The sequence below is a fragment of the Microcoleus sp. LAD1_D3 genome (assembly GCF_036702135.1).
Taxonomy (GTDB): Bacteria; Cyanobacteriota; Cyanobacteriia; order Cyanobacteriales; family Microcoleaceae; genus Microcoleus.
Genome location: NZ_JAUBSB010000088.1, coordinates 943 through 17,190, shown reverse-complemented (window position 1 = coordinate 17,190; position 16,248 = coordinate 943). Strand labels below are relative to the sequence as shown.

Below are 16,248 nucleotides of genomic sequence, written 5' to 3'. Positions count from 1 at the left end.
AACCAAAATTGGGACGTATTCTCCGCTTATAAAGCCAGTTTAGGCTTTGTTTGGGCTTAAAATTTGTTTAAGTCCCGTTAATCGAGATGTTGGAATACAAGGCTCGATTAGTTGGAATCGAAGTAATCGTACAAGAAGAGTCCTATAGTTCGCGAGCCAGCTTCTTGGGCTTAGATTCAATACCTGTTTACGGGAAAACCGATAAAGACCCCGTTTTTACTGGCAAGCGAATCAAAAGAGGTTTGTACAAAACATCGATCGATCGGTCAATTAATTAATTCTGATGTCAACGGTTCGTACAACATCCTCAGAAAAGCAATCCCAAATGCGTTTAGCTCTCTTGATAGGGAGCTGCGTAGTTCAGCCGAGGCGGGTCAATCCGCTCAAAGTAAAAGTGAAGGGGGAGGGACTTGAAGCCTCCCATGCCTATAAATGACTATACTTTTACCAGCTATGGAATGCAAGTCGAGAGATTATTACGCTCATTAATGAGAATCAGGCGAAACAAACTACCATTTTTTCAGAGGGGCATGAGGGCTATGTCCTTGATTATATCAGTGTTCTGACTCTTGTTATCACCCCGTTAGGCGCTCTTCCCTTCTTTCCAGTTGACATCAATCGAGTTTATCAACATCGCAAAAGTTCAGCCACATGATGTAAAGAGAGATTTTCAGTTTTTCGAGAGTTAGATTAACTCGGTTCGCATCATTGCGATCGTTATTTTCACTCTCTTAACTGAAATTATGATCTTTTTGCATATTTTATCAGCCAGAAGTCTTGGCTTGTTGCCAAGATAGCGGGAAGCTGACAATCTTGCTGAGGGAAAAATAACGAGCGCGCAGAAGAATCTGCGCGAGCAGAAAGTGAGTTTCTTTCTGCCGATGATAAAGGGGGTAGCTAACCCGGATTATGAATTTCTTCCCCAGTGCGATTCCTCGACATCTCCAAACACAGGATTTTCAGATCAACCCGGTTTATGAGCGTAAGTTCCGCTCGCGTGACAAAACTAAATACTTTATTTTTGATGAAAATGTAAATCCTCCGTATCCCAATTACCCCACTGCAAACTCAGTAAATTGACGCACGTAAGGGGCTTTAAAAGCTAAAACAATATCTTCCTTGGGAACTCCGGCGGCTACTAACTCATTCGCTATTCCTGCTTCCGTTCTATCCCTCTGAATCCAAAATTTACCATCTTTTATATCAACGTGAATCACACAGCCGTAAACCCGTTTTTGCTCGTCCCAGCCCAAATGAACCACATGATAATGCTCCCGTTCGGTATCAAAAAGTAATTGAACTTCTGTTTCAGTATCCAAGTCATTCCTTGAGTGTTGAGACAGAATTGTTTGGATTAATTCTCTGTAGTTTACTCTTTCCATAAAAGTATCCCCTCTTGAATAGCATCAAAAATGAGTAATTTGAGCTGATGCTCAGCGATTAATTCTTGAATAAAACGATTACTGAAAAAATCATTATACACATCTTGGTTTATTGCTAAATACAAAATTCTGTTTGGTTGCTTTTTTCTAAGGGCAGAACGATAGCTGAGAAATTGACCCAAAGCTATATAAAAGCTGGCTAAATCAGATGCACCGATAAAAGATTTAATCTCTACAGCAATCTTGAAGCCATCTTTCTCTGCTGCTAAAATTTTCTCCCCTGCTAAGTCGATCAAAAAATCAAGTTCCTCTACCTTGATAAAAAGAGGATCGTGAGTGATGATCCATCCCTCTTTTTCTAAAGCTGAACGAACAGCATTGTGAAAGATATCTTTAGCGGACATATCATACCCACGAAATTGCTTAACCGAGCAGTATTGATTGCCATTCCGCCATCATATCATTACAGCCATTCTCGATCGCACTCCCCAAAAATTCCCCCCACTTCGCATAACTCTCCCACCCACCAGCGATAAAGCAATATCAGGTCATTCACAGCAACTAGCCCAAAAAAACAGGCTAAAGCTGCATAAAGGTGTTCTTCTTCTACGAACAGGAGCGAACACACGGGCTCGTCCCCGGACGGCGAGGGCTCTCCGAGGGAGGAGCCAAATCGATCGATCGCGTGAACCATTAACGGCGTAAAATTTAGTATTTATAAGACCACTTTGAAAGAGTAAATGCTCGACTTACTCGGAGAGCAACAGCCGGAAACATTGAATCTGCCCTGTCCGGTACCCCTGACTCAGCACCCAGCAGCAGTGTACCTCGACAGTTTGGGGAGCGAGCGGTCAAAGGCAACCATGAGAGAAGGGCTCAATATCATGGCCCGAATGCTGACAGGTGGGGAGTGTGACGCAATGACTTTGAATTGGGCGGCATTGCGCTACAGACATACGGCGGCTCTGCGCTCGGCCCTTGAGAAAAAGTACGCTCCCGCGACGGTGAACCAAATGCTGTGCGCCCTGCGACGGGTGTTGAAGGAAGCTCTGCGGTTGGATTTAATCGACCCAATAGATTACAGTAAGGCGGTGGATGTCAGGAGTATCAAGCAATCGGGAAAAGTTAGGGGGCGCGCGCTAACGCTCTGTGAGATTGCTGCATTGATGCAAAGCTGCTCTGGTAAGACCCCTATTGATGTTAGGGACTCGGCGCTGATTGCTATCTTGCGAGGGGGCGGCATCCGTCGCTCTGAAGCGGTGAATCTCTTGAAACGAGATTTCAACCTATCTACGGGAGCGCTGTTCGTCCGGGAGGGTAAGGGCAAGAAAGACAGGACGGTTTACCTCCCGGAGTCTGCTTGCGTTTTAGTGTCCGAGTGGCTGGAGTTGAGGGGAGAGGCTCCGGGGCCTCTGTTGTACCCGATTCGGAAGGGGGGAGAAATTCAGCGGCGGCGGATGACGGAGGATGGTGTGTTGAAGATTGTGCAGCGGCGGGCGTTTCTCGCTGGGGTGGAGTCCTTTAGTCCCCACGACTTCCGGCGCACGTTTTGCTCGGACCTCCTTGATGCTGGGGTGGATATTGTGACGGTGCAAAAGTTGGCGGGTCATGCTTCTCCGGTAACTACGGCCAAATATGACAGGCGTGGGGAGGAAACTAAGCGGCGGGCCGTGCAGCATTTGGAATTTTAGGGCGCGCTTGAGAGATACACGGCAGGTGCGCCCCGCGAAGAGAGCGCAGTAAGCTGCTCCTGAGCGTTCCAACAACGAAAATACCTCTTCCGTGTGCCAGCTTGGGTGTCGGAATTCGACAGCTACTTCGATCCAAGGGGGAACCTGTTCTAGAAAATAGGCTAGACGGGCAGAGTCACAACCGAACTGGGGAGAGAGCTGGACGAGCAAAATACCCAATCGGTCGCCTAGGCATTGAAGTCCCTCACTCATGCGTTCCAACCACTTTTGGGGCGAATAAAGACGCTTGGAGTGCGGAGCCGACCACCTCCGGCAGTCCAACGTATCGCCGGGACAATTATCCCTGTTCCCGGATGATGCGGTGGATTGGGATATCATGAATTTTTCTGGGGAATCGGCACGGGGCAATTAATTTGATCCGAACCTGCCGCCATTCGTTTAATAAGCTCAAAAGCGGCCGTGCAATCTCCTAATGATCAGTGTCCGCCGTTGAGAGGAACATACTGATAATCTTTGTAATAATAGCTCCAGTTTCCGGCCCATTGCGCTACCCATTCCATCAAACAATCAGAGCGCTTTGCCAACTTCAAAACCGGCAAACTGTGAAGCCGACAGCAGTAATTTAAAATTTTGATATCGAAAGCAGAATTGTAGATTAATACTCGTTTATCTTTGAGGGCTGCATCCGTGGGATAGACTTCGGGGAAGGTAGGAGCATCGGCTACCATTGTATCGCTAATGCCGTGAATATCTGTTACTTCTGCAGGTATCGGAATTGAGGGCTTTATGAGCGTATCTAGCAACATTTCACCGCAATGATTGATAATGGCTATCTCTACAATCTCAGCACGCACGAGCCCCGTAGTTTCAGTATCCAGAATCACCCAATCGTTCTGGCTTAATTGTTCTCTTGCCCAAAGAACAGCACTCACCCTATCTTTTTCTATGAAACCTACTTCTCGATACCACTCTCGATAATCCCGCTTGATTTTGGCCTTGAGGCGGTTGGCAGCCAGGGTTTCCAATTGTTTGGGAGATGGCTTTCTTTTGGGTCGGCAGGATTCGGGATTAGTCGAATCGTAGAGGAACACATCGTATTTTCGGGTTGGGATAACGCCTGAAGGTTTCAGAGGCGATAAACCAAGTTCACCCAGTTGCTTTTTAGTTTTCAGGTGCGGTGGCGGTTCGTTGGATTCGCCCCACCAACTGTACTTTGTGAGTTCCACTATTGCAGTTTCCCCATCTCTGCCATTTTATTATCGCATCATTGAGGAGAATAAAAGCAACTACGAATACCGTATTTCTTGGTAATTGAGCGCTGGCTTTTTACTCAAATTTGATACTATTCCACAATCTTTCCAAAGGTTGACTCAAGGGCATGATACCAGTCTTTCGCTTTCTGGAAAGCTTTACCTCCCGTACCGCAGCCAAACACATCTCGACTGCTTGCTGTGACTCCCAATTTCAGTAGTTTTAAGCTCAACCAAAGTGCTTTATCTGGCTGAGTAGGAACCAGGGCAATGACTTCACTTACTGTATCGACTTCACTGCTTCCCCGACTGCTCAGTAGCGCCATTACCCTCGCCAATGCCTTCGAGCGCTCTGGTTCAGGAAGTAAGGAAGTAGTGCTGGAATCCTTATCCTGCAACACTTCACTAGCTTCATCTGCCACTTTTTCCGCTTCACCTTCTGATGAAGTAGCAGTATCTTGCCGTGCAGTAAGTTCATCCGCCTGCCAGGATTCTAGGAGCCTTTTCTTGGCTAATTCCCATAGTGCTTGAGAGTCTTCTGATTCCTGAAGAGGAGCCAACTCAGTTGCTTGAGTTGTTTCACTATTTACGGGAGTTTCTAGTTGGGATGCCTGGTTGGAAAGCTCTCGTTTCCATTTGCTCAAGTCGGGTACAACAGCCGGGAATTCGCCTAACTCGCAGCTAATCCATGCCGCTCTATTTCCCAACGATTCCAAGTAATCTCGAACTTGTTGGTAGTTGGCGTATTGCTCGGAATCCTTGGGAAATTTGTTGCCGTAGGATTCACATTCTTCTACGGCCAACTTGCCCAAGAAAATAGAGCAGAAACATTCGAGCAAATCGCTCTCGCCTTGCAATCGCCAGGTAATTATTTGTCTACCTTGAGCTAAGGCAAATATCCGCATTTTTAGTTCTCGACCCAGGGTAAGATTTTCTCCCTGCAAATCCTTGGCTGATGGTGAGATTATCTGTTTAGTTTTGCGATTGATAATGGCTTTAATATTTCGGCTTTGAGCCTTCCATTCATCAAAGGCTATGCTCCAGCTCGGAAAGTCAATGCCCTTCGCCATCAGTTCGGTACGCCGGATTCTTTCAGCCCGAATGGATAGCATCGAATGCCGAATTGCTTCATAATCTTCTGGGACTCCGATTACCTCGATAAACTGCCACTGGTGAGGTTTTCTTTTGATAGTGCAAACGAACTTTTTATCTGAGGGAATGACATCCATCAACCAATCTACCAGTGTCGTTTTTCCACTATTCGTGGCACCCACAGCACGGATGTGAGAAAAGTTGTCAGGAGTCTGCCTAAACTGCTTCCAATCAAAGAACTTCACTCCTAAATTGGGAGTTATTGCCAGTTCTACGCCCAATAATTGATTGTTGTTTGGTGCGGATGCTGCGTGTGGTGCCAGTTCCGCATTTTCAACTTCCTCGGACTTTGATTCCATTGGAGCGGGTAAAGATGCGGGGGTGGCGGCGGTTCAAGCCTCCAACAGTTCGGGATTCTTCTCCAAATAAAGTGTGTTGTAGCCGTCGTAGAGTTCGCGTTGGAAGTCCTTCACTCTCAAATCAGCGGCAATCGCTGTTTTCTGGATTTCTTCCTCATCCAAAATGTCGCTTGTAGTTGCTTCTAACTGCTTTTGCCGAGCCTCAAATATCGCAGCCTCTTCCTCGTTCTTTCTCTGCTTCACCGATGCTGCACCCGATGCAAAACTAACCCGCACCAAGGCTCATTGCACCAATTACGCCGGATGCAGTACGCAGCAGCCCCCAGCCTTGATGCAGCTTCACAAACTTAGCATTCTTGGGATACTGGGAACCCGTTACCACAACAGGCGTACAGGGATTTGTAGCTCCATTGCAGTAGCTGATGTGTTTGTCGAAGTACCCGAACAAGGCTAAACCCGCTACATCCGATACCCACAATCACACAGGCGATCACACTTTTCATCGGGTCAGCCTCCGCAGCAGTGTAACCAACAAAAGCAGCGCCACCGACACACCGACAATCGCGACAAGCTGCCACACAGGGATTAAGCCAAAGCCGACACTTAAAGGCATATTTGCCAGTAGCCACGCTACATCCCAAAATGCCACTATAGTTCCGACAATCACTACCAATCCGCTAATCCGCCTCATGGATAGTAAATAAGGCGTTGGGTTTTTCGGTTTTACTACAAACAGGAACCCGGCTACTAAAACCACTGCGACGAGCATTACAGGAGCACTGAGAATCCTCGCCACGTGAGCAATTGACAACCCAACCGCAAACCAAAATCCTTGACCGCAGAAGCTATTTAAGTTCTTGAGAAACCTCAATTGGTCTGATTCTTCTAGGTCGGGGAGTTGTGGTTGTTGTGAAGGTGGAAAGACAGGGGGATTTTGAGGTTTGGGGATGAGAAATGGCGGTAACTGCATGGCTACTTCCCTGAGAAATAATCAAAGGCTTTACCGCCCCATTTTTTTAGCCAACCGCTTGCCTTGCTAGCGTTATTGCTAGCGTTATTGCTAGCGTTATTGCTAGCGTTATTGGCAGCAGGACTTAATTGTTTGCTGCTAGATGGTGGCAAACCATATTTCCCGCGAGTACCGTAAGCGAACAAGTCTTTTATCCTATTTCTCTCTTCGCTTTTTGCCTCTTGAGCTGCTTGTCGATCCGCATAGCTGGCTGCTTCTTTGTCAGGTTTTTGGGATAGCGCCTCTTTTTGACGGGCTAATTTGTTAGCTACGATCTGAAGAGAAATCTCCAGATCGTATTCGGCTAAATCACCGTAATCGATAACTTCTTGGTCGAGAAGTCTGACACCAACATCCGAATCTTTGGCTAGCTTTTTAGTATTGGCCTGCCAACCTTTCCATGCCAAGAATACGTCGAGTGTGGCTCGATCGATCTTCTCCATGCCCTTGGCACCGGCTTTGACGCATCGGGCTACAAACTCGTTGTATTTGACAACGCCGTCAATATAATCGTTGACGTGTTTTTCTAGTTTATCGAGGTTGTCAATGAGAAACTTGATTTCTTCAACCGAATCTACGAATGCCCCCAATTCTTCCTCGGACATCCCCGCAAAAGCTGATGGGTCGAAACCGTAGTATCCCTGAAAAGTAGTCAACATTTCAGGTGCGCTATCAAATGCTTTGACTTTCCCGACTAAGGCTGGGGCGATGGCTCCACCGCCTGTGTATTTAACAATTTGGCTCATGATTTTTCTCCTTTAATCTTGCGGCTTGTTAATGGGATGCGATAAGCTTTTTAAGAGGGACAAAAAAGCCCCTCGAACATTACCTGGTTTCCTAGTTTTTTGGTAGTTGTGAAGCAACCAACGGTTGCAATAAACCCCTTAACTCTTGGGGAAGCACCATCAACGCCCGTCGGTCGCCCTTGGTTTCCTTATACCGAACGGCTGCGTTGAGGAGCGACATCGGAATCTCAAATTCTTTGTATTGGATAGTGGATTCTTGCCACAACTCCACCCAAGTTCGCGCGGCTTTGTCGCTGACCATTTCCGACATGAGCGCGGGGATGTTATCTCTAGTTAAAACTACGCCCAGTGCTGTTATTGCTGACTTCTGCACATACAAGTCGATGAACAGGGGGAGGTAAGTTTTCCAGATTTCGGGATTGTTAGTTGCAAAGAGTTCATCTATCGTCTCAATTTGGCTCATGGTTTGTGTCTTTTAGTTAATACAAAGTGTTCTAATTGATGTAAAATTGATTACTTCCCCCCAAGTGACGGTGCAAATTGATAGTTGTTGTTCGTGCTGTTGTCGATATTCTGGTCGCCTTGAACTACGGTTGGGGGTATATCTTTTACGGCTTGCCGATAACCGTCGTGGTAGATAGATTGACCTGCGTAAAGTAGCATAGCGGGAATAGCTGAGAATAGAAGTGATGCACAAATGACCGAGAGCTTATCCGACATGGTTGTTACCTCAAAGTTTCATTGAGACTGAATGAAATGTAAACCTGTCCTTGACTGCTACATTTAATATGAGCCGGAATGTAACCCAGAATCTGACAAATTCCCTGCCAAAACATCTCTTTACAAATTAGGTAGTTGTCGGGGATTTGCCCTTTGCGGTACACAGCCCACGCCATGTCTACAGATTTGACAATTGCCTCTGGTACTGGGTCTAGTTCCACTAACTGCTTTACTGTTTCTAATTCGCTGCTCATTTCTTGTTACCTCATTAACTACGCTCCTTTAGAGAAGTTGATATTGATAGCATCGCGTCGTTTCCACCACGTCATTAATCGACTTATCCAGCCTTTTCTATTACCTCGAACCTCATCTTCACTTTCAGGCTCATCCTCATCATCCTCATCCTCATCCTCATCCTCATCCTCATCTTCTGCGACTGGTGGACTGTGCCAATTGCAGTTAGGTCTGTCTATCCAGTAAGGGTAAACTCGAACAGGTTTTCCATTTACCCTATCGACAAGATTAATTCCTGCCACATTGCATTCAGCGTAGAATTCGTCTTCTTCTGTAAGAACTGCGGCTGATAGCAACTTTCGATTGTTCACGCGCACCCTCCTACCAATACTGCCACTTCGCTAATTCCAATTGCAGCCAGCTTAGACTTAACGATCCGCCACAATCTCAATCCAGGACACACTAAATACAACTCAATGAAACCGTAACTTTCCAGCATCAGACAAACCTCATTAGCGCGATTGTTTCTTCAGCATAATTATCATCACTTGTGGGAGAATAGCCCGCAGAGGTAATAGCTTCAGTGCGGGCTTTTTCCTGAAGCCGGTAAATGAGAAAAATCAGCAATTTATCTACTACCTGCTTCTGTTGTGAGCTTAGTTGTCTGAGTTGTCGAAGTTCTCGCAGTCGAGCGATGCAGCTAGCATTTTTTTTGGCTCCGTTTCCCTGGTTTCCAATGCTAAACGTCCACTGTCTATCCCTCCAATGAAAACATCAAGTGCATCAAATATTTCGTTGCCCAAATCACCAAAATCTCCGTTAGCGATATCTTCCAGAGCATCGGAAATACCGCCTCCAAAGATAAAATCCTTGGTACTCTGCCTTACTTTTTGCCTCGCCTCGTTCAGTTTTGCTTGGACGTTGTTCAAACCTTGTTCTGCATTCTCGGTAGAACGGGTTGTGCGTTTTTGTTTACCCGCGCTGCTATTTTGAGCTGCCTTAGCTTGCTCTACTGCTTTCTTATCTGTCGTGTTCATGATGGTAAAACTCCTCAATGATTTGATTGATTGATTGGATAGCTTTAGTCCTGCCTCGTTCCTTGACTAGCTGCCTGAACAACCACATGATTTCGCTGTCGGCTCTGTCAAATCCCTTGCGCCGTCGCGCTCGCGTGCGTTTGGGCGAAACTTCTTTGTCGGTCGGGGTTTCTTCCGATTCTGAGACTTCAATTTCTTCAACACCCTCCTGCAATCGAATAAGTTCTAATTCTTTGAGTACCGCAGCATCCCGCCTCAGTTGAGTTAGAGAAATATTCATTGCACCGGCTAGCGTTCCGTTCGTCGTCCAGTCAATTTGTTCGGGAATTATTGCTGATAGCGGTCGAAACATGGTCGTTACTTGGTTGTTTCCCAGGCGTTAAATGGTCGGGCAATCTTTTACCAACCACTTAACGACCGCATGAAAATCAAAAAAAATTATTTCCTTTCCGGCGGGCTAAATGATTTGGCATCCCAGATACCCCAGACTTCGCGGGCAGAAGCTACGGCATCTTGAAGCGCTTCTACTTGCGATCGCCCGAAAACTATAATCTGGCGGGGTGGATTGTACTTGCGGGTAACGGTAACGCTCCACTTGAATTGATGGCTTTTGAGTGCTTTCATCGATCGTCCCTCCCGTCGCCTGGAGAAGGTGCAGCTTCCGATGAAGCTAAGAGGGAACCGGAGAACAAGCGAATTAGGCGCAGCGCTTCGGGTTCAGAGAGCCAAACATCCAAGTGTTCCAAGGAATCTCCAAACAAATCCGATAGTTCGCATTCAAAGAGCGCTTGGAGTACCGTCGATGAATAGTGTTGAGCGTAGGTTATCGCTTCAATCAGGGCAAGCTTTTGGATGCGGTTGCAAGTGCTCAGCAGCGATTGCCAACAGGTGTGGAGTTGGCGGCGGGAGAATTGGTCGGCTATGGCCTCCACTAGGGCTACCCCTTCGGATTCACTTGGCAAGAAATCGAAATCTTGGGGCCAGCGAGTGCCAAAGCATTCAACAGTACCGCACTCTTTAATAGAGCGGGTGAGCGTGTCCCTTTGGCGCAGCGAATAAACGGCCGCTTCCATCAAAACCCAAAGAGCGGGTTCTGCCATCGCGTCCGCGGATGCCAACAGCGAACGGTACAAAGAAGCGCTCGCCACCCCTGGCGTTGCAGCAGCAGCGGACACCTCAACCGTTAGCGGTATCGGTATTTGTGTCATGATTGAAAAACCTCATTAATGTGAGTGCCACACCCCGCCCTTTGAGATTGCGAGTCATGGGGGGCGGGGTTTGGTTTTGGTGTTAAACTATGTCTGTGTATGCACATACATAATTATGTATGCACAGACATAACACTTTTGCTTCTGGGTTGTCAAGCCCTATGATGAAAATTGTTATTTGTGCATACACAGACATGACCAGAAAACCCGCAGAACGTAGCGCTTGGGGCGAAAACAAAGAGCGCTACAGCATTTTTGTAACTCCTACCGCGATGAAGGCGATCGACAGCAGGGCTGAGGCTCTTGACATCTCGCGCTCTGAATTCTTGGAACAGTTCGCCCGTCAGATGGTGGGGATGACCGATACTGAAATAGCAAAGGAGGATAGGGAGGAATTGACCAAAAGTGTTGGAGCAGAGTATCGCATTAGCCCGCGAAGAACTTGCTGGCAGGGGTTTGTTTCTCAAGCGCAAGGCTAAGGGCGATCGCGCTCAACTGCTAAAAAATCAAATTATGGAATGGGAAACACTACTTGAAAAACTAGGCTGAACTGCGGGTATACACCAAGATTTGTTTATCTCGCGTTTGGTGTATACCCAAAACAGCAACGCCAAGTGTGCTGGATTAAAAGTTCAAAATGTCTCAGATTTTTTGCCAAAAGCTTTTGTGGACTGCATTTAGGTAGAACCAGAGCTAAGAACGGCATTTCAATTTTTTTGAGTTCCACGACCCCCCAAACCCTTACTATAAAAAGCTGGAGGCGTTTTAAAATACATCCATTTAAAGGAGTGACTGCAATGATTGGATGGCCGTTTAGCAAAAGTGAGGATGACGATTCGGAGCAGGAAAACAGACATTCGGCGTCATCTGAAGAAGATTGCAAGGAGATGGAAAAAAAGTATGGGTGGGAACTCAAAAGAGTCGAACAAAACGAGGACGATTCAGACCTATCAGTCGATTGCGTGTTTAAGGGCAAGCAGACGAGTTTTTGGGATATGTGGGGCGACCATCAAGATAATAGGGATGAGGGCAAGGTATAAACAATGACATTACTCGAACAAATAACACCAACTGAAGACATCGAACTTTACGACCCATTGGCAAGCAAGTCTACGCTGAGCCTTTACCTAGTCAAAGAGCAAGAAAAATGGATTCCTATCGAGAGCAAAGAGCTTGTTATTGGGAAACAGTTGACTCGACTGTTACAGCTTTCTCACGATTCGCGTCCTCTACTGAAGCGCAAGGTCAAAGTTGGAGAACGGCTCACTTACCACGTTAAAAAAGAGGGTAGCCCTTGGAAAGCTTACCTTGTCACTCCCTCGGACTGGGTAGTGGTCAGAGTGTTTCGGTACGAAGCCGACCTATCAGAGGTTGAAGGGGATATGCCAGAGTTTCGGGACGTACAGATTGCTTACTGCGAGCGCCAGCCTTTGATGCCAGAGGAAGCTGAAGCAATGACTTATGAGATTGTTAGCCAGGTTTCCGTTGATTCATGCGGTGGCGACAGGGAAGCTTATCAGAAATTCCTTGCCAGCGAGCAATCTAAGCCATACGTTCGAGTTTAAAATTGGAGGATCTATCAACTCATGGAATTACAGAGGCCCTTGGCAACAACCGAAGAGCCTCGCAGCCCAAGACCAGACCAAAAAAAAGAGTCCGCTATCTATAGAAGAGACGGCGAACAACCAAATAAAAAACTTTAGATTCATCATAGTTCATATCTGCCATTACCGCAAAATTTGCACCTTTGTAAATCAACGGTAGTTACAGCAGAGCCGTCTCTTCTACATTTAGCGGGTTTTTGCAATAAAAACCAGTTAGCACCGCTATGAGTAGCGAGAGAGGCATCTATGAACGTTGTACAGCAAATTCAATCTACCGCGTACCTTTCCCCCAAACACAAAAGCCACATTGAGAGCCGGGGGCTGCTCAACGATTGGAGTTACGCCAACTGCCGAACCGCATCTGCGGACGAGGCATCAGTTTACTTGGGCTACGCGGCGAAGTCTGGCGGCATCCTCTTTCTGGGAAAAACAACGCAATTCCAATTCAGACCGGACAAGCCTTGGAAATCAGAAAGCTGCAAAAAAGCACCCAAATATCGGACGCCGGTGGGTGAATACGACGCATTTTTGCCCCAGCATCCCACCGACAAAAACTACTGGGAGCCAGAAAGTCTCAAGCAGCACTGCTACCGCATCAACGACCATCCGTGCATTGTCCTCACTGAAGGCCCGTTCAAAGGAATCGCCGGGTGCGCTAACGACATCCCAACTATTGCACTGCTGGGCGTTTCAATGGGTCTAACCTCTAAAAAAGGAGACATTCAAGGCAAGCGCTACTTGGTCGAAACTTTAGAAAAGTACGCCCGTGCCGGCTTCGGGTTTATCTTTGCCTTCGATGCCGACGCCGCCACCAACCCAAACGTCACCTGGGAACAGAGGAAACTCGGTCTTGTGTTGTTAAAGTTCGACGTTCCGGTCTACAGTGCAACTGGAGGTTGGGATGCGGGCACCGAAGGCGAGACAAAAGGCATGGACGATTTGATTCAACGAAAAAGCATTGAAGCTTTTAGAAAAGTGCTGGCCACGTCCGTTACTTTTAAGGACTGGGAATCAAAAACCTTTGGAGGCAACGGCGGCAGTGGTGGAACTAGAGACAGATACTTAGTCCCCAAGTCCACAACGTTTGAGGTACACTGCCTCAAGAATTTATTCGGAGATGATTGGATAGTTGTCAATGATGCTTTCTACCAATGGAACGGGCGCTATTGGCAGTTCCAAGATGAAGCGGACGTAAACAAACTCATCGGCGACTTTACGGAGAATTGCTACGAAACAGCAGAAGTCGGCAAAAAGTTTAAGTTCGGCACTAACAAATTCTTAGATTCGGCTTTTAAATATTGCCGGAAGGTGCTGCACCAGAAGGTTGACACTTCTCGAAACCACCTCAAATCGTTCTCCAACGGCACTGTAGATTTGAGGACTGGCGAACTGTTCCCACACGACAAGGAACATTACCTGCTTTCTTGTTCCCCCTGCGATTATGTGCCGGGGTCAGAATGTCCAGCCGAATTTAAGCAATTCATACTTTCTGCCTACGGTGTCGAACAGATAGAAGTCATCAGGGCCGTAACTTCGATGTACTTAGACCCAACCGCACCTTACGGGAAATTTGCTTACTTGATTGGGGATAGCGGTAGCGGGAAAGGCGTGATGCTGCGGACTTGGGCAAACTTACTTGGCGAAGAAAACAGCGTCAGTTCCAATAGCTTGACCGAACTGACAAAACCTGAAGGTCGGCATCAGCTATTAACTGGTAAATCCTTGTTTTACATCCCCGACGCTGGCGGATTTCTGAGCGGACTCAAAGCTTTTTACGAGTTGGTGGACAACGGCGGCATTTCGGGACGGGCGCTATTTTCTGCATCGGCTTACCAGAAAAAATGGAACGTGCGATTTGCGATCGCCTCCGTCGAGCACATCCAAACGGAGAATAGCGGCGACGGTTGGGACAGGCGCTGCATTCCGCTACAAACCCGGCCCCGCATCGCCAACATTGAAGATCCGGATCTAGGACGCAAACTATCGGCAGAGCTGGGTTCCATCGCTGGTTGGGCGCTATCAATGGACAAGACAGAACGCAACCGCATTTTGCTCGTGCCGTCAACCAACCCGTCAATTGTCGCGTTGAAACAAGACGGCGCAATTCTGGGGGATAGCGTCCGTTCGTTTGTCGATCGCTGTTTGAGATCGGGTGGCGATAGTTACGTCGGTAGTGATCTGCACAGTTGGTACGCGGCATATTGCAAAGCCCACAATCTCTCGCCAAGCGGTTACAACAAATTCGTTCACCACTTGCAGCGAGTATTGTCAAATCACTGGCGAGCTTCCGAGGTTGTGCGAGAAGGCGACAAAATCAAGCGCATTCCGGCTCAGTGGCGGGGACTTCAGATTTTACCGTGCTTTGTTGATGTAGCAGTCGCGGAGGATGAAGGTGGCAGCAACCGACCGCACATCCCGAACTGGGCTTGCATCAAAACTATTTGTGCTGATGGCGGATTGCAAGAATTAACTCAAACCCGCACGGTTACAGGCACTTCAGCGATTGCAGAAATTCCAGCACATTCTCAAATAGCTCAAACCGTTGTGGTTACAGACGTTACCAGCAATTCTGAAATTGTTACAACATCTAAAAACCCTACAACCCGCATGGTTACAGACGTTACAGCGTTACATGGTAAAAGTAGCCAGTATGAAAAGACCTCATCATACGAGATCACAGATGATCTTAATAACACGGCTGAAGGTGAACCCTTAACTGATGTAACTCCTGTAACCACAACTGTTACACCCACTTTTGAGTCCTCAGAAAAATCTTGTAACAGCTCAAAAACTTGTAACAACCCTCAGCTATCCGAGCCAGGGACGATCGCCCCTCTGGAATCCACACCAATAGAGCCAACCGAACCAACAGAGCCGCCGAGCGTCCCGATGGTGAATTGGAATGTCGGCGAGCGAGTAAAAGTTTCGACCCAGTATCCCGGAGCTCAAGAATATATAGACGAGCGGGCCACCGTAGTTAAGGTGTGGAGCGATGGGCTATGCCGGATTGAGCTTGACCGCGAGATTTCAGTCATTGGAGGTAAACCTACCAAACAATTCAACCTTAACGGGCGTTACTTGATTTCAGAGTTCGCGACCGACTCAAATCTCAACGAAGAGGAACTAGAACTCGTTAACCTGATGCGGTTCGCGGTTACACAATCAGACCCCCTAGTTACCGATGCCGTGAAAATAAGTCTCACGGAAACTTGCGACAAAGGTTTCGCTAACCGAAAAAAAGTTTGGGGAGCGTTGACGGCGAGTGAGCGAACTGTATTTAAAGCGCTACTAGCTGAGTTAGAAGCTCAGCCTCAGCCGAAACAGTTACCTCACACCCCCGCCCCGGTCGAGTCCGAGCCAAAAACTCTATCTGCCCTAATCGAACTCTCGAAGCGGGAGTGGGAACAGCCGACAACAGAAGCAGTGACCCAAGGAGAGCCAATACTGAGGCAGGCGCTAGAACAGTCATCTGTGCCGATTGCCTCGGAGGAGTCAGAGCCAGAACAGGAATTGCCAATCTTCACAGCAGATACTGAAGCGCATCAGCTTGATTTGCTGCCAGATTTCAAGCCGCTTTCAGACTCCGATAGGAGATTTTCGCCCGAATCTGAAGATTGGGTTTAATCCAAGAACACACTGCGAGCCTTGTCCAGTCTAGGCTTTCGTCTCTCTGTATCGATCTTGGCTCTTAGTCAGCTTCACTCCAAGTAAGTGAGTTGACGGGGTGACAAGCAGATTGAAAGCAAAGGTGCGTCAAGGCTTTGAGTTGAGTGACCAAGCGAAAAGATACGCTTGCTGTAATTCAATCCAGATGCAGCAACTTGACTATTAATTCAATTCAGATGCAGCAACTTGACTATTAATTCAATTCAGATGCAGCAACTTGACTATTAATTCAATTCAGATGCAGCAACTT

General features: G+C 47.3%; 22 protein-coding genes and 2 pseudogenes. 6 read left to right on the top strand and 18 right to left on the bottom strand.

Annotation, left to right across the window (positions count from 1 at the left end; genetic code table 11):
• Positions 1 to 77: 77 nt before the first annotated feature.
• Positions 78 to 436, top strand: a pseudogene (locus QUA74_RS27625) (zinc ribbon domain-containing protein); the annotation flags it as partial.
• 616 nt (positions 437 to 1,052) lie between these two features.
• On the opposite strand, the gene QUA74_RS27620 reads toward QUA74_RS27625, so the two are convergent.
• The 3 genes from QUA74_RS27620 to QUA74_RS27610 are packed head-to-tail and all read right to left on the bottom strand — an operon-like array spanning position 1,053 to position 2,076.
• A complete protein-coding gene (locus QUA74_RS27620) occupies positions 1,053 to 1,382 on the bottom strand; it encodes a XisI protein (RefSeq protein ID WP_106332496.1) in 330 nt (109 codons plus the stop codon).
• On the bottom strand, positions 1,370 to 1,786 hold the full coding sequence (locus QUA74_RS27615; RefSeq protein WP_333193701.1) for a XisH family protein: 417 nt from the start codon (positions 1,784 to 1,786) through the stop codon (positions 1,370 to 1,372). Before QUA74_RS27615 ends, QUA74_RS27620 begins: the two co-directional genes overlap by 13 nt.
• A 59-nt stretch (positions 1,787 to 1,845) precedes the next feature.
• Complete coding sequence (locus tag QUA74_RS27610; protein WP_333335455.1) at positions 1,846 to 2,076, bottom strand: hypothetical protein; 231 nt, start codon at positions 2,074 to 2,076, stop codon at positions 1,846 to 1,848.
• Between the two features lie 46 nt (positions 2,077 to 2,122).
• On the opposite strand from QUA74_RS27610, the gene QUA74_RS27605 reads away from it, so the two are divergent.
• On the top strand, positions 2,123 to 3,073 hold the full coding sequence (locus QUA74_RS27605) for a tyrosine-type recombinase/integrase (RefSeq protein WP_333335452.1): 951 nt from the start codon (positions 2,123 to 2,125) through the stop codon (positions 3,071 to 3,073).
• Positions 3,074 to 3,169: 96 nt separating this feature from the next.
• Here the strand turns inward: QUA74_RS27605 and QUA74_RS29975 are convergent.
• The 15 genes and pseudogenes from QUA74_RS29975 to QUA74_RS27530 all read right to left on the bottom strand — a co-directional run.
• Positions 3,170 to 3,325, bottom strand: a pseudogene (locus QUA74_RS29975) (DUF72 domain-containing protein); the annotation flags it as partial.
• Positions 3,326 to 3,549: 224 nt separating this feature from the next.
• Positions 3,550 to 4,299, bottom strand: a complete 750-nt coding sequence (locus tag QUA74_RS27595) for a 3'-5' exonuclease (protein WP_333335449.1) — start codon at positions 4,297 to 4,299, stop codon at positions 3,550 to 3,552.
• A gap of 116 nt (positions 4,300 to 4,415) precedes the next feature.
• Positions 4,416 to 5,774, bottom strand: coding sequence for a hypothetical protein (locus QUA74_RS27590; protein WP_333335446.1), 1,359 nt, complete (start codon positions 5,772 to 5,774; stop codon positions 4,416 to 4,418).
• Between the two features lie 33 nt (positions 5,775 to 5,807).
• Complete coding sequence (locus QUA74_RS27585) at positions 5,808 to 6,053, bottom strand: hypothetical protein (protein WP_333335444.1); 246 nt, start codon at positions 6,051 to 6,053, stop codon at positions 5,808 to 5,810.
• Positions 6,040 to 6,252: a hypothetical protein gene (locus QUA74_RS27580; protein ID WP_333335441.1), complete on the bottom strand. Its 213-nt coding sequence runs from the start codon at positions 6,250 to 6,252 to the stop codon at positions 6,040 to 6,042. The genes QUA74_RS27585 and QUA74_RS27580 overlap by 14 nt, the downstream gene beginning before the upstream one ends.
• A 21-nt stretch (positions 6,253 to 6,273) precedes the next feature.
• The gene (locus QUA74_RS27575; RefSeq protein ID WP_333335438.1) at positions 6,274 to 6,744 is read right to left on the bottom strand and encodes a hypothetical protein; all 471 of its coding nucleotides are present in this window, start codon (positions 6,742 to 6,744) and stop codon (positions 6,274 to 6,276) included.
• 2 nt (positions 6,745 to 6,746) lie between these two features.
• Positions 6,747 to 7,529, bottom strand: coding sequence for a hypothetical protein (locus QUA74_RS27570; protein WP_333335436.1), 783 nt, complete (start codon positions 7,527 to 7,529; stop codon positions 6,747 to 6,749).
• 91 nt (positions 7,530 to 7,620) lie between these two features.
• On the bottom strand, positions 7,621 to 7,992 hold the full coding sequence (locus tag QUA74_RS27565) for a hypothetical protein (RefSeq protein ID WP_333335434.1): 372 nt from the start codon (positions 7,990 to 7,992) through the stop codon (positions 7,621 to 7,623).
• A 50-nt stretch (positions 7,993 to 8,042) separates the two neighbouring features.
• Entirely contained in the window at positions 8,043 to 8,249 is a 207-nt protein-coding gene (locus tag QUA74_RS27560; protein WP_333335432.1) for a hypothetical protein, read from the bottom strand.
• Between the two features lie 5 nt (positions 8,250 to 8,254).
• Positions 8,255 to 8,503 carry a hypothetical protein gene (locus QUA74_RS27555; RefSeq protein ID WP_333335430.1) on the bottom strand — a complete coding sequence of 83 codons (249 nt, stop codon included), beginning with the start codon at positions 8,501 to 8,503 and terminating at the stop codon, positions 8,255 to 8,257.
• Between the two features lie 18 nt (positions 8,504 to 8,521).
• Complete coding sequence (locus tag QUA74_RS27550) at positions 8,522 to 8,854, bottom strand: hypothetical protein (RefSeq protein WP_333335427.1); 333 nt, start codon at positions 8,852 to 8,854, stop codon at positions 8,522 to 8,524.
• A gap of 285 nt (positions 8,855 to 9,139) precedes the next feature.
• Positions 9,140 to 9,520: a hypothetical protein gene (locus QUA74_RS27545; RefSeq protein WP_333335424.1), complete on the bottom strand. Its 381-nt coding sequence runs from the start codon at positions 9,518 to 9,520 to the stop codon at positions 9,140 to 9,142.
• A complete protein-coding gene (locus tag QUA74_RS27540; RefSeq protein ID WP_333335422.1) occupies positions 9,504 to 9,872 on the bottom strand; it encodes a hypothetical protein in 369 nt (122 codons plus the stop codon). Before QUA74_RS27540 ends, QUA74_RS27545 begins: the two co-directional genes overlap by 17 nt.
• 86 nt (positions 9,873 to 9,958) lie before the next feature.
• Positions 9,959 to 10,144, bottom strand: coding sequence for a hypothetical protein (locus QUA74_RS27535; RefSeq protein ID WP_333335420.1), 186 nt, complete (start codon positions 10,142 to 10,144; stop codon positions 9,959 to 9,961).
• Positions 10,141 to 10,728 (bottom strand): hypothetical protein, encoded by a 588-nt coding sequence (locus QUA74_RS27530; RefSeq protein ID WP_333335417.1) that lies wholly within the window; start codon positions 10,726 to 10,728, stop codon positions 10,141 to 10,143. Before QUA74_RS27530 ends, QUA74_RS27535 begins: the two co-directional genes overlap by 4 nt.
• A gap of 194 nt (positions 10,729 to 10,922) precedes the next feature.
• Between QUA74_RS27530 and QUA74_RS27525 the strand changes: the two genes are divergently transcribed.
• The 4 genes from QUA74_RS27525 to QUA74_RS27510 all read left to right on the top strand — a co-directional run bounded on the left by QUA74_RS27525 (position 10,923) and on the right by QUA74_RS27510 (position 15,956).
• Positions 10,923 to 11,207 (top strand): hypothetical protein, encoded by a 285-nt coding sequence (locus QUA74_RS27525; protein ID WP_333335414.1) that lies wholly within the window; start codon positions 10,923 to 10,925, stop codon positions 11,205 to 11,207.
• Positions 11,208 to 11,525: 318 nt separating this feature from the next.
• Entirely contained in the window at positions 11,526 to 11,768 is a 243-nt protein-coding gene (locus QUA74_RS27520) for a hypothetical protein (RefSeq protein ID WP_333099369.1), read from the top strand.
• A 3-nt stretch (positions 11,769 to 11,771) separates the two neighbouring features.
• On the top strand, positions 11,772 to 12,293 hold the full coding sequence (locus QUA74_RS27515; RefSeq protein WP_333335411.1) for a hypothetical protein: 522 nt from the start codon (positions 11,772 to 11,774) through the stop codon (positions 12,291 to 12,293).
• A gap of 285 nt (positions 12,294 to 12,578) precedes the next feature.
• Complete coding sequence (locus tag QUA74_RS27510; RefSeq protein WP_333335408.1) at positions 12,579 to 15,956, top strand: DUF3854 domain-containing protein; 3,378 nt, start codon at positions 12,579 to 12,581, stop codon at positions 15,954 to 15,956.
• Positions 15,957 to 16,248: the final 292 nt, after the last annotated feature.

Coding starts and splice junctions, on each gene's coding strand:
- QUA74_RS27620 (WP_106332496.1), bottom strand. CDS start 1,382: ATGGAAAGAGTAAACTACAGAGAATTAATCCAAACAATTCTGTCTCAA.
- QUA74_RS27615 (WP_333193701.1), bottom strand. CDS start 1,786: ATGTCCGCTAAAGATATCTTTCACAATGCTGTTCGTTCAGCTTTAGAA.
- QUA74_RS27610 (WP_333335455.1), bottom strand. CDS start 2,076: ATGGTTCACGCGATCGATCGATTTGGCTCCTCCCTCGGAGAGCCCTCG.
- QUA74_RS27605 (WP_333335452.1), top strand. CDS start 2,123: ATGCTCGACTTACTCGGAGAGCAACAGCCGGAAACATTGAATCTGCCC.
- QUA74_RS27590 (WP_333335446.1), bottom strand. CDS start 5,774: ATGGAATCAAAGTCCGAGGAAGTTGAAAATGCGGAACTGGCACCACAC.
- QUA74_RS27575 (WP_333335438.1), bottom strand. CDS start 6,744: ATGCAGTTACCGCCATTTCTCATCCCCAAACCTCAAAATCCCCCTGTC.
- QUA74_RS27570 (WP_333335436.1), bottom strand. CDS start 7,529: ATGAGCCAAATTGTTAAATACACAGGCGGTGGAGCCATCGCCCCAGCC.
- QUA74_RS27565 (WP_333335434.1), bottom strand. CDS start 7,992: ATGAGCCAAATTGAGACGATAGATGAACTCTTTGCAACTAACAATCCC.
- QUA74_RS27560 (WP_333335432.1), bottom strand. CDS start 8,249: ATGTCGGATAAGCTCTCGGTCATTTGTGCATCACTTCTATTCTCAGCT.
- QUA74_RS27555 (WP_333335430.1), bottom strand. CDS start 8,503: ATGAGCAGCGAATTAGAAACAGTAAAGCAGTTAGTGGAACTAGACCCA.
- QUA74_RS27545 (WP_333335424.1), bottom strand. CDS start 9,520: ATGAACACGACAGATAAGAAAGCAGTAGAGCAAGCTAAGGCAGCTCAA.
- QUA74_RS27540 (WP_333335422.1), bottom strand. CDS start 9,872: ATGTTTCGACCGCTATCAGCAATAATTCCCGAACAAATTGACTGGACG.
- QUA74_RS27535 (WP_333335420.1), bottom strand. CDS start 10,144: ATGAAAGCACTCAAAAGCCATCAATTCAAGTGGAGCGTTACCGTTACC.
- QUA74_RS27530 (WP_333335417.1), bottom strand. CDS start 10,728: ATGACACAAATACCGATACCGCTAACGGTTGAGGTGTCCGCTGCTGCT.
- QUA74_RS27525 (WP_333335414.1), top strand. CDS start 10,923: ATGACCAGAAAACCCGCAGAACGTAGCGCTTGGGGCGAAAACAAAGAG.
- QUA74_RS27520 (WP_333099369.1), top strand. CDS start 11,526: ATGATTGGATGGCCGTTTAGCAAAAGTGAGGATGACGATTCGGAGCAG.
- QUA74_RS27515 (WP_333335411.1), top strand. CDS start 11,772: ATGACATTACTCGAACAAATAACACCAACTGAAGACATCGAACTTTAC.
- QUA74_RS27510 (WP_333335408.1), top strand. CDS start 12,579: ATGAACGTTGTACAGCAAATTCAATCTACCGCGTACCTTTCCCCCAAA.